Raw genomic sequence first — 11442 nt, forward strand, 5'->3', positions numbered from 1 at the left:
AGTAAGGGCGGCGCGGCGGATGGCCGCAGATTCCAAGGCGTCGGGTAGTAACTGATTACCACACCGTCCATTGGACGATGGCTCATTCTCCTGTGCTCTCACTCAAGGATCAGAGCATATGAGTCCGACAGAAAACCGGCCACTGCCCCATGCAGCCGACAAGGCTGCCCTGGAGACCATGGCCACCGAGGTGGTGAATACCTGCCCCAGCCTGAATGATTCGGCCCGCCAGGTCGCCACTGAAATACTCCTCAAGCATGGTGTAATCGGCCTCGACCCCGATCACGTCTACTATCACCGGTTCAAGGCTGCCCAAAGCCTGTCGGCGTCCTTCACCGGATGGCAGCATTACCATGAGAAACCCTATGAAAGCCTGACACTCACGCAGTTGGTGATTCACAGGTTTCGCGTCACCGACCAGGACAATGCCGACCTCCTGGATCTGTATGGGGGCTTCTATACCGCAGGACCCGATGCCGAAAACTTCGATGCCACCAATGAAGTACGACTGCATGGCAACGAGGTGCTGAATGACTTCTGGAATATCAATTTCAGCGAACGTTATCGCAACGAACTGCAAACTTTCTGGGACCGTTACGCCAGCCAGTTCCGCAGCCTGGCAAAATGCAACTTTCTTTCCAAAGCCATCGAAGCCAGGGAAAACGGGCACCTGAGCGACGAGGATTTTCGCACGACGATCAATGCCATCGTCGGGCCGTTGACCTGGCCCATCGACCTGCACACCCTGCAGAGCGAATCCGAAATCGGACAGGACATTCGCGCGTACGCCCTGGAAATCGACGGGCACATTGCCACGGACATCCTGCGTTTCGTGACCCCGAGCGGGCGGCAAATCGTATACGTACCTGGCGACAGCGAAGTGTTTCATGTACTGGACACACCCACTGACCTGCATTGGTGGGCATTGCAGCAACTGAACGAAAAAGCGCCTCGCGAACTGTTCCTCCAGCATTTCTCGCTGGCTGATCGACAATCGATGGCCGAGAACATCAGCGACCTGATGAATCGGCTGGTCAGTACCTGGGGGCATTCCGATCATTCTCTGGTCAATCAAACCAGCCGTGCGGTCACGACGGATATTTTCAGTTGGTTACGCGAATCCGTTCGCCACGCGATGTTCGCCGAAGCCGATCTGGCCTTGACCTCCAATGGCGATCTGCGCAAGAAACTCTGGATCGGCTACCTGAGCGTCGGCCTGAAGGTGTTCGGGCCAATGGCCGTCGTGGGCTGGCCGATGGCATTGCCGGTGATCGGCGCCAGCCTCGCCGAAATGGGACTGAACATCGACAAGGCGGTCAATGGCAAGACTTCCGAGGAGCGCAAGGAAGGCGTTTTGGGAGCCATCCTCAGCGGTATCGACGCGTTGTTCAACATTATGGTCTCTGTTGCACTGCCAGAGCTCGATGTGCCTTCCGAGGCCGCCGAGACAAACGGACTGGCAGAAACCGATACGCAAATGGAGCTGGAGTCAGAGGAACCGAACGAGATTCTGCCTGTTGCGCATGAGTTGCCCCCGGCGATCTCCGAAACCGTGCAGGCCCGAGAGATCCCGCCGCACTACCGGTCCAACGAAATACTGGATGCAATGGTTCCGGTTGCCGAGCCCGGTCAATACCAGGGAATCTACAGGCTGAACACCGACCCACCCTTCGCCATCCTGATGAATGACACAGCCTATTACGTGCGTTACTTCAGCGATTCGCAGGGCAGTGGATTCTGGGCGATCATTGATCCGGCAAAACCCAATCAACTGATCCACGCAATACCCGTGCGGTTGAACAGCGAAGGCATCTGGGAGCGCATGAGCCAATTGGGCCTCAAGGGGGGCGGTCAGTGCCTGGGCAGGCAATGCGCTGTGGATGTGGTACTTGACCCTGATACACGCACGCCATCGCTCGAAGAGCAGGAACACCCCGTCACGCACCCTGAACCGTCCCCCCCTCTGCCGGCTGAGCCCCAGCCCTCCGCATCGAACGCCATTCGCCTGATCAGAACCCCTTACGCAGTAGACCCGCAGCGTGAGCTCGAACTGCGACGATGGGCCCTGAATCTACGTGAAAGCCATATTGAACTGCGAGTGGGTCCCGATGGTGGCCTGGTCGCTCCGAATCGTTATGCACTCTATTTCGCCGACAAGTACCGCGCCCTACAGATCTCCGCCAGACGCTTCTACAAGAATCTCCCGTGGGCGAACCTGCCGCCGCGTCCGCAGATACCCGCGCTCAGCTCATCCACAAGTTTCACGGACTTCACGGCCCAGGCTTTTGAGCAAGCGCGCGGGCTGGTCATCGGCGAAACGCCAGGCCGTATCACCAGCATGCGGCTGATCATTGAAAACATGCCCGCCCTGGCGCGCCAGGGCGTCAGAACGCTATACGTGCGCCGACTGCTCAGTGACTTTGCCCAGGCCGACCTGAATGCCTACTTCAGGTCCGGTGTCATGTCCGATGATCTGCAGCAATATCTGAGTCGGCTCGGCACGGATCCGGCCGAACAGTTTGACGAGCTGGCGCTGGTGAAAAGCGCCAGGCAAAACGGTATTCGAATCCAGGCCACCGATTGTGCGGCAACCTACAAAAAAACTGTTTCACTCACGCTCCCCGAGGAACAGATCATCACCAATCACCTGACAGCCGACATCATGTACCTGGATAAAACCATGAACGATGTCGGCAAATGGGTGGTACTGACAGGGGTGGAAAATACCAATACGTTCAGAGGCGTCGCCGGCATCAGCGAACTGGAAGGCGGCATCGGCCTGCGGATTGAAGAGGTCGACCCCGGGCAGGGAGAACGTTTGACAACCGACCCGGGTATCGACATCGAACGGGGTCCCCATTCACAGACGCTCACACAACAAGGGAATCTCGAAACTCACTACGCCGATGTGCTTCTGCAAATGGAAGCGGCACCGGTCAGCCGCACCGAGTTGCAAATACACCGACTGCTTTATCGCGCAGGCATGTATGTTTTCGAACGTTCACAAGGCGCCTTTCGGTTATTTCACCGGAGTGTGAACGGCGAGATTGTACAGACCCCTGTCCAGACGTTCGCCGATGGCCGCTATTACATCGACCGTCCATCCTGGGGTTCGGTACACCGCGTCCCCTTCGACAGTCTTGAGCAATTGTCCAGCGCACTGAAGCAGCTCGGGCTGCAGCTGCAAAGCCGACTTCCTGTCTGATCTGTCCTCCAGGCAGACGAAAAAAAACCCTGGCCGAAGCCAGGGTTTTTGATTGTGTCAATGCATGCTGTATGGAGGGATCACTCCCACTCAATCGTCGCCGGCGGCTTGCTCGACACGTCGTAGGTGACGCGGGAGATGCCTTCGATTTCATTGATGATGCGGCCGGACACGGTTTCCAGCAGTTCGTAAGGCAGGTGCGCCCAACGGGCGGTCATGAAGTCGATGGTTTCCACGGCACGCAGGGCCACGACCCAGGCGTAACGACGGCCATCACCCACCACACCCACCGATTTCACCGGCTGGAACACCACGAAGGCCTGGCTGACCTTGTGGTACCAGTCGGCCTTGCGCAGTTCTTCGATGAAGATGTGGTCGGCGCGACGCAGCAGGTCGGCGTATTCCTTCTTCACTTCACCGAGGATCCGCACGCCCAGGCCCGGGCCCGGGAACGGGTGACGGTAGACCATGTCGTACGGCAGGCCCAGTTCCAGACCCAGACGGCGGACTTCGTCCTTGAACAGTTCGCGCAATGGCTCGACCAGTTTCAGGTTCATCTCTTCCGGCAGGCCGCCCACGTTGTGGTGCGACTTGATGACGTGGGCCTTGCCGCTCTTGGCGCCGGCCGACTCGATCACGTCCGGGTAGATGGTGCCCTGGGCGAGGTACTTGATGTTGTTCAGCTTGCAGGACTCGGCATCGAACACGTCGATGAAGGTGCGGCCGATGATCTTGCGCTTCTTCTCAGGATCGGCTTCGCCGGCCAGGTTGTTCAGGAACTGGTCCTCAGCGTTGGCGCGGATCACCTTGACGCCCATGTTCTCGGCGAACATGGCCATCACCTGGTCGCCTTCGTGCAGGCGCAGCAGGCCGTTGTCGACGAAGACGCAGGTCAGCTGGTCGCCGATGGCCTTGTGCAGCAGCGCCGCAACCACCGAGGAATCGACACCGCCGGACAGGCCCAGCAGCACGTTGTCGGTACCGACCTGGGCGCGGATGTTGGCGATCGCGTCTTCGGCGATCTTCGACGGAGTCCACAGGGCTTCACAGCCGCAGATGTCGAGGACAAAGCGCGACAGGATGCGACCGCCCTGCTTGGTGTGCGTCACTTCCGGGTGGAACTGCACGCCGTAGTAAGCGCGTTCGTCGTTGAACATGCCGGCAATCGGGCAGCTCGGGGTGCTGGCCAGGATATGGAAATCACCCGGCATTTTGGTGACCTTGTCACCGTGGCTCATCCACACATCAAGGCCGTACAGGCCGTCGGCGTCGATGTGGTCTTCGATACCGTCGAGCAGGCGGCTCTTGCCGACCACGTCAACGCGGGCATAACCGAATTCACGCAGCTCGGAACCTTCAACCTTGCCGCCCAGTTGCTCGGCCATGGTCTGCATGCCGTAGCAGATACCGAAGACCGGTACGCCCAGGTCGAACACCGCTTGCGGGCAGCGCGGGCTGTTGGCTTCGTGCACGGACTCGGGACCGCCGGCGAGGATCACGCCTTTTGGAGCGAATTCGCGGATCGCATCCTCGTCCATGTCGAACGGGTGCAGTTCGCAGTACACACCGATCTCGCGCACACGGCGAGCGATCAGTTGGGTGTATTGCGAACCGAAGTCGAGGATCAGGATGCGGTGAGCGTGAATGTCGAGGGCCATGATTCAGTCTCGTCTAAGTAATTCAGAAACAGTCTTGATTCAGAAACGACTCGGGGCTGAATAAAACAGCCCCGGTCATTTGACGTTTTGCTTGAAGCCTCAACCTACGCGGTAGTTTGGCGCTTCCTTGGTGATCTGCACGTCGTGGACGTGGGATTCGGCCATGCCGGCACCGGTGATCCGCACAAACTCGGGTTTGGTGCGCATTTCTTCGATGTTGGCGCTGCCGGTGTAACCCATCGAGGAACGCAGACCGCCCATCAACTGGTGAATGATCGCGCTCAGGGTGCCCTTGTAAGGAACACGGCCTTCGATCCCTTCCGGAACCAGCTTCTCGGCACCGGCCGAGGAGTCCTGGAAGTAACGGTCGGAGGAGCCTTGAGCCTGGGACATGGCGCCCAGCGAACCCATGCCGCGGTAAGCCTTGTAGGAACGACCCTGGAACAGTTCAATCTCGCCCGGCGCCTCTTCGGTACCGGCGAACATCGAACCCATCATCACGCAGGACGCACCGGCCACGATGGCCTTGGACAGGTCACCGGAGAAACGGATGCCGCCGTCGGCGATCAACGGAACACCGGTACCTTCAAGGGCAGCGGCGACGTTGGCGATGGCACTGATTTGCGGAACGCCGACACCGGCGACGATACGGGTGGTGCAGATCGAGCCCGGGCCGATACCGACCTTGACGGCATCGGCACCCGCTTCGGCCAGGGCCTTGGCGGCTGCGCCGGTGGCGATGTTGCCGCCGATCACCTGCACTTCAGGGAAATTCTCCTTGACCCAGCGAACGCGGTCGATCACACCCTTGGAGTGACCGTGAGCGGTGTCGACCACCACCACGTCCACGCCGGCATTGACCAGAGCGGCAACGCGGTCACCGGTGTCTTTGCCGGTACCGACCGCAGCGCCGACACGCAGACGACCCTGGTCGTCCTTGCTGGCCAGCGGGTAGGCCTTGGACTTTTCGATGTCCTTGACGGTCATCATGCCCTTGAGGGCGAACTTGTCGTCGACGATCAGGACTTTTTCCAGGCGGTGCTTGTGCAGCAGCTCGCGGACTTCGTTCTTGTCGGCGCCTTCGCGGACAGTGACCAGACGCTCTTTCGGCGTCATCACTTCACGGACGGTGGCATCCAGACGGGTTTCGAAACGCACGTCACGGGAGGTGACGATGCCGACCAGATCGCCATCGTGCAGCACCGGAACGCCGGAAATGTTGTGCATGCGGGTCAGTTCGAACAGATCACGTACCGTGGCGTCAGCCTCGATGGTGATCGGGTCCTTGACCACACCGGCTTCGAACTTCTTGACCTTGCGAACTTCGGCAGCTTGCTGCTCGATGGTCATGTTCTTGTGGATAATGCCGATGCCACCTTCCTGAGCCATGGCGATTGCCAGACGGGCTTCGGTGACGGTGTCCATGGCGGCAGAAACCAGAGGAATGTTCAGCTCGATGCCACGGGTAAGGCGGGTCTTCAGACTGACTTCGTTAGGAAGCACCTCGGAATAACCGGGCACTAGGAGAATGTCGTCGAATGTCAGAGCTTCTTGGCTGATACGCAGCATCGCGGGGGCTCCCGAGCGGGAAAATGGAAGCGCGCCATTATAGTCAGACACCCCTTCGGGTTCAATGTAAAACTTGTCTTATATCAATGTTGCTGATGTACGGAAAAAGCGCCCCCTAAAGCTCTACCTTGACCCAGCTCACCGGCTGATCCAGCCAGTCGGCGAATTCGTCGATGAAACTCTGCTTGAACCCCGCTTCCAGCCAGTTGTTGAAGATGAAACCCAGGTTGGAAAATGCGCACTCCTGCAAATACAGAAAGCCGTTGATGTCGTCTTCATGCCCGCACTCCGGGCAGATGAAGTTGTCGGTGCGACCCGGCATCCAGTCTTCCAGGCTTTCGAACAGTGCTTCGCCGATCTCCTGACGGCATTCGGCACAACCGGCCTCTTCGAGAAAGCCCTTGGCCGGGGTATAGATGCAGCGCTTGGTGACAATCTCCAGACCATTGATCGGCTCGCCGAACGGCAACGCCTCCGGATGCAGCACCACCGCGCGGGCGCCATCGGCGATGGCGTAGGCCATGCGATTGCCGGTGCGTCCACAGGTGCTCAACGCTTCCTTGACGATGTTCTTGCGCACCAGCCAGCGCAGAATCGCCCGGGCCCGGGGCTCGTGCACCGGCAGGCTGGAGATTTTCGGGACGATGATACTTTGGGAGTTCATGGTACAAGCCTGCTGCGTCAAAGGATGTTCTGCGACGAACGCGGCCGGCAGCTTAATCCCTGAGACAATCCGGTCAAGTGCTCAAGTAGCGGCCGATCAACGCCAGCCCGCTCGCCAGTACCAGCCACGTCACCAGACGCACGAAGGCCTCGCGGGACAATCGCATCGTCAGCCGTCGTCCAATCCACAAGCCCAGCGCCATGGCCGGCAACAGGCACAGCGCAAGCATCAACAAGGGTAGCTCGGCATACACCCCCGCGACGGCGAACAGGCTCAAACGCACCACCGTGCTGCAACTGATCAGCGCACTTTGTGTGGCCCGTGCCGCATCCTTGGGCAGTCGGCTGTTGAGGTAGATCGCATAAAGAAAGCCGCCACTGCCGAACAATGCCCCGAACAGGCCGCCCACCGTGCCCATGGGCAACGCCCACCCGGCGGACAACCGCGTCGGCCGCGCCTTGATCCACAAGCTGTAAACCGCGTAGGCACTGATGAACAGCCCCATCAGCAACAACAGCAGATCGGACTTGAGGTTAAGCAGGAAAATCACCCCAAGGGTGCATCCCACCGCCATGCACGGCAGCAACCGCAGCAACTCCGGCTTCGCCACATCACGCCGCGACGGCAGCAGATTGCCGAACGCCGCGATGAAATCCAGCAGCACCAACAACGGCACGATCTTCGACAGTGGCATGAACAGAATCAGGATCGGGCCCGCCACCAGGGCCGTACCGAAACCGGCAATGCCGAACACGATGTAAGCCAGCGCGACGCCCAGCCCGACAACCGCCCAGCCTCCGAAGCTCCACGCCCATTCGTTCAACAACCCCGCCACACTCATCCGCTCGCTTCCTTTAATAAGCCAGCCATGACTTTAGCCAGCGCCGAGAGATGCGACTAATATCATCGAAACCGTCAAGCCATCTCGAAAAGGCATGCCTCGTGCTTTCAACCCGTCAATTGCGCTACTTCGTGGAAATTGCCGAGTGCGGCAGCTTCAGCGCTGCCGCCGAACGCCTGTTCATCGCCCAGTCGGCGCTGAGCCGGCAGATCAAGGACATGGAAAACCGCCTGCAAACGCCGCTGTTCGAACGCACGGCGCGCCAGCCCCGCCTCACTGCGGCTGGTGAAGCTTTTTTGCCCCGGGCGAGAAACCTGCTCAATGAATTGAACAAGGCCAGCACCCTGGCCACGGAAATCGGCCACGGCCAGCGTGGCACCCTGCGCCTGTGTCACTCCAGCACCGTGCCGATCAGCGGTCGACTATTGCGCGACATGAGTACTTACCTGGAGCAGCAACCCGGAGTTTCACTGGACATCGGCACGCTCTCTTCGGAGGCACAGCTCGAAGAACTTGCCGAGGGTCGACTCGACATCGGTTTGCTGCGTCTTCCGGTGCTGCGCCAGCGCGAAAGTGTTCAGATTGTTCCGCTGTACACCGAGCGCTTGCTGCTTGCCGTGCCGACGAATCATCGACTGGCGTTGGCGGAGGCAGTCGATCTGGCGCAGTTGAAGGACGAAGCGTTCATTTCCATTCCGCATCCGCAGCGCGGCGGATTGAGTTATTTGTGCGCCGACCTGTGCATGCGTCACGGTTTTTTTCCCCGGGCAGCCCGCGTGATGTCGCGCAAGACCACACAGCTGCAATTGATTCAGGCCGGATTCGGCATCGCTCTGTTGCCGGAATCGATGCAGGACATCGCTGCGCCCGGCGTACGATTTGTGCCGCTGGCGGGAGATTGTCAGAGCACTGTCGCCCTCGCCTTTCGGCAAAATCCCACGCCACTGGTGCAACACTTCCTCCAGACATTCAGCGGCGAAAGCCTTTAAACTGCGCCCCATGATTAAAGATCCCTTTGCAAGACTCGGCCTGGACCGCGAGGTCCTGACCGTCAGCCAGCTCAACGGCCGTGCGCGGGTGTTGCTCGAAGACGTGTTCAGCAACATCTGGGTCGAAGGCGAAATCTCCAACCTCGCCCGTCCGGCGTCCGGGCACGTGTACTTCACACTCAAGGACAGCGGTGCGCAGGTACGTTGCGCGCTGTTCCGGCAGAACGCCGTGCGCGTGCGTCAGGCACTGAAGGATGGCCTGGCGGTCAAGGTGCGTGGCAAGGTTTCGCTGTTCGAAGGCCGTGGCGACTACCAGCTGATCCTCGACACCGTGGAGCCGGCGGGCGACGGCGCCCTGCGTCTGGCGTTCGATGCACTGAAGGAAAAGCTCAGCGCCGAAGGCCTGTTCAGTGCCGAGCGCAAGGTGCCGCTGCCGGCCCATCCGCAGCACATCGGCATCATCAGCTCGCCGACCGGCGCGGTGATCCGCGACATCATCAGCGTGTTCCGTCGCCGGGCACCGCAGGTCAGACTTACGCTGATCCCGACGGCCGTTCAGGGTCGGGAAGCCACGACGCAGATCGTCCGCGCCCTGAAACTGGCCGACGCCCGTGGTTTCGACGCACTGATCCTGGCCCGTGGCGGCGGTTCGCTGGAAGACCTGTGGTGCTTCAACGAAGAAGCCGTGGCCCGGGCAGTGGATGCCTGTGTCACGCCGATTGTCAGCGCAGTCGGCCATGAAACCGACGTGTCGATAAGCGATTTCGTGGCGGACGTGCGTGCGCCGACACCGTCTGCGGCCGCCGAACTGCTTGCTCCGGACTCCAGCCACCTGATCCGTCAGGTCGAAAGCCTGTATCGTCGACTGGTGATGCGCATGCGTGACCGTTTGATGCGTGATCGTCTGCGGCTTGAAGGAATGACCCGCCGCCTGCGCCATCCCGGTGAACGACTGCGTCAGCAGGCACAGCGCCTGGATGATCTGGACATGCGCCTGCGCCGGGCGTTCGAACGCCAGCTCAATACCCGCCGCGAACGCCTGATCCGCCTGGAAACCCGCCTCGCCGGACAGCATCCCGGACGGCAACTGGCCCTGTTGCGCCAGCGCCTCGACAGCCTTGCCGAACGCCTGCCCCGCGCCATGCGCGAAGGCCTGAAAAACCGCCGCCTGCAATTGCACAGCCAGATGCAGACGCTGCATGTCGTCAGCCCGTTGGCCACCCTCGGCCGTGGCTACAGCATTCTGCTCGACGAGCGTGGCCACGCGATCCGCAGCGCATCACAAACCCGGACCGGGCAGCGCCTGAAGGCCAGGCTGGGCGAAGGCGAACTGCAAGTACGCGTCGAGGACAATCACCTGACGCCCGTCACCCTCTCTTTACTGGACTGATCCATGCCGCGTTTTCTCGCTCCGCTGTTATTGCTGTGCCTGACTTTCAATGCCCACGCGGACAGCTACATCACCCGGCTGCTGAACAAACCGGTGCCGGGCGGTGTGGCGGTCGTCGATCTGGGTGCTGCCGCGCAGGCGCCGAAAGCCACGTATCAGGGCAAGCCGGTATTGGTGGTCAAGGAGCAGAACAACTGGCTGGCGATTGTCGGCGTTCCGTTGACCGTCAAACCCGGCGTTCAGCAAATCAGCAGCGGCGGCCGAAACCTGAACTTCACCGTCGGCAACAAGAAATACCCGGAACAGCACATCACGCTGAAGAATACGCAACAGGTCAATCCGAACCCGGCCAACCTCAAGCGCATCGAGGGCGAGCTGGCCGAGCAGATCAAGGCCTACCGCAGTTTCAGCCCGAACACGCCAAGCAACCTGCTGCTGGACAAGCCGGTCAACGGACCGCTGTCGAGCAAGTTTGGCGTTCGCCGTTTCTTCAACGGCGAAGAGCGCAATCCCCATGCGGGCCTGGACTTCGCAGTACCGGCGGGCACACCGATCAAGACCCCGGCGGCGGGCAAGGTGATCCTGATCGGCAACTACTTCTTCAACGGCAACACCGTGTTCGTCGACCACGGCCAGGGCTTCATCAGCATGTTCTGCCACATGTCGAAGATCGATGTGCAGAACGGCCAGCAACTGGCTCGCGGCGCGGTGGTTGGCAAGGTCGGCGCCACTGGCCGGGCCACCGGGCCACACATGCACTGGAACGTCAGCCTGAACGATGCGCGAGTCGATCCGGCAATTTTCATTGGCGCATTCCAGCCCTGACTCCAGGCTGAAAAGCCTCCAACGGGGATTGCGCATGACGAATGGCATGCGCAATCCGCTTAAACAATAACCGCCATTTCAAGAATAAAATCTCGGAAAAATCCGCTTTCCGGGTATTCCTCTCAATTTTTTTCGACTGCTTGCCATCCTCATTCCCCGCGGTTAGGGTTGAAAGCATGAAAACCTCTCACACCCTTATTCAGCTTCGCCAGCACCGCAGTCTGTGCCTCGTCAGCGCACGACTGCCGGGCTGAATCGCTGCGCCTCGTCCCACGCTTTTCCAAGAACGTTCGTTCCACCG

Annotated in this window: 8 protein-coding genes; 4 read left to right on the forward strand and 4 right to left on the reverse strand. The window is 60.1% G+C overall.

Annotated features, from left to right (window positions below):
• The first annotated feature begins 118 nt into the window (after window positions 1-118).
• Window positions 119-3205, forward strand: coding sequence for a membrane-targeted effector domain-containing toxin (locus tag NWV16_RS22930; protein WP_260520880.1), 3087 nt, complete (start codon window positions 119-121; stop codon window positions 3203-3205).
• Between the two features lie 80 nt (window positions 3206-3285).
• Here NWV16_RS22930 and guaA read toward each other — a convergent pair whose 3' ends face one another.
• From guaA to NWV16_RS22950, 4 genes are all read right to left on the reverse strand, one after another.
• On the reverse strand, window positions 3286-4863 hold the full coding sequence (gene guaA / locus NWV16_RS22935; RefSeq protein WP_260520881.1) for a glutamine-hydrolyzing GMP synthase: 1578 nt from the start codon (window positions 4861-4863) through the stop codon (window positions 3286-3288).
• Between the two features lie 99 nt (window positions 4864-4962).
• Window positions 4963-6432, reverse strand: a complete 1470-nt coding sequence (gene guaB, locus NWV16_RS22940) for an IMP dehydrogenase (RefSeq protein ID WP_065260476.1) — start codon at window positions 6430-6432, stop codon at window positions 4963-4965.
• Between the two features lie 115 nt (window positions 6433-6547).
• A complete protein-coding gene (locus NWV16_RS22945; RefSeq protein WP_260520882.1) occupies window positions 6548-7096 on the reverse strand; it encodes a sugar ABC transporter ATPase in 549 nt (182 codons plus the stop codon).
• Between the two features lie 73 nt (window positions 7097-7169).
• Complete coding sequence (locus tag NWV16_RS22950) at window positions 7170-7937, reverse strand: sulfite exporter TauE/SafE family protein (RefSeq protein ID WP_260520883.1); 768 nt, start codon at window positions 7935-7937, stop codon at window positions 7170-7172.
• A gap of 101 nt (window positions 7938-8038) precedes the next feature.
• Here NWV16_RS22950 and NWV16_RS22955 point away from each other — a divergent pair, with 101 nt between their 5' ends.
• Genes NWV16_RS22955 through NWV16_RS22965 form a run of 3 tightly spaced genes read left to right on the forward strand, consistent with a single transcriptional unit; the run spans window position 8039 to window position 11141 of the window.
• A complete protein-coding gene (locus tag NWV16_RS22955; protein WP_260520884.1) occupies window positions 8039-8926 on the forward strand; it encodes a LysR family transcriptional regulator in 888 nt (295 codons plus the stop codon).
• Window positions 8927-8936: 10 nt separating this feature from the next.
• Window positions 8937-10316: an exodeoxyribonuclease VII large subunit gene (gene xseA, locus NWV16_RS22960; RefSeq protein WP_260520885.1), complete on the forward strand. Its 1380-nt coding sequence runs from the start codon at window positions 8937-8939 to the stop codon at window positions 10314-10316.
• Between the two features lie 3 nt (window positions 10317-10319).
• Window positions 10320-11141, forward strand: a complete 822-nt coding sequence (locus NWV16_RS22965) for a peptidoglycan DD-metalloendopeptidase family protein (RefSeq protein ID WP_260520886.1) — start codon at window positions 10320-10322, stop codon at window positions 11139-11141.
• The last annotated feature ends 301 nt before the right edge of the window (window positions 11142-11442 follow it).

Source organism: Pseudomonas sp. BW7P1, assembly GCF_024981055.1.
GTDB classification, from domain to species: domain Bacteria; phylum Pseudomonadota; class Gammaproteobacteria; order Pseudomonadales; family Pseudomonadaceae; genus Aquipseudomonas; species Aquipseudomonas bananamidigenes.

What these genes read in the sequence shown, in the direction of transcription:
- NWV16_RS22950 (WP_260520883.1), bottom strand. Translation starts at nt 7,937, where the DNA reads ATGAGTGTGGCGGGGTTGTTGAACGAATGGGCGTGGAGCTTCGGAGGC.
- guaA (WP_260520881.1), bottom strand. Translation starts at nt 4,863, where the DNA reads ATGGCCCTCGACATTCACGCTCACCGCATCCTGATCCTCGACTTCGGT.
- NWV16_RS22965 (WP_260520886.1), top strand. Translation starts at nt 10,320, where the DNA reads ATGCCGCGTTTTCTCGCTCCGCTGTTATTGCTGTGCCTGACTTTCAAT.
- guaB (WP_065260476.1), bottom strand. Translation starts at nt 6,432, where the DNA reads ATGCTGCGTATCAGCCAAGAAGCTCTGACATTCGACGACATTCTCCTA.
- NWV16_RS22930 (WP_260520880.1), top strand. Translation starts at nt 119, where the DNA reads ATGAGTCCGACAGAAAACCGGCCACTGCCCCATGCAGCCGACAAGGCT.
- NWV16_RS22945 (WP_260520882.1), bottom strand. Translation starts at nt 7,096, where the DNA reads ATGAACTCCCAAAGTATCATCGTCCCGAAAATCTCCAGCCTGCCGGTG.
- xseA (WP_260520885.1), top strand. Translation starts at nt 8,937, where the DNA reads ATGATTAAAGATCCCTTTGCAAGACTCGGCCTGGACCGCGAGGTCCTG.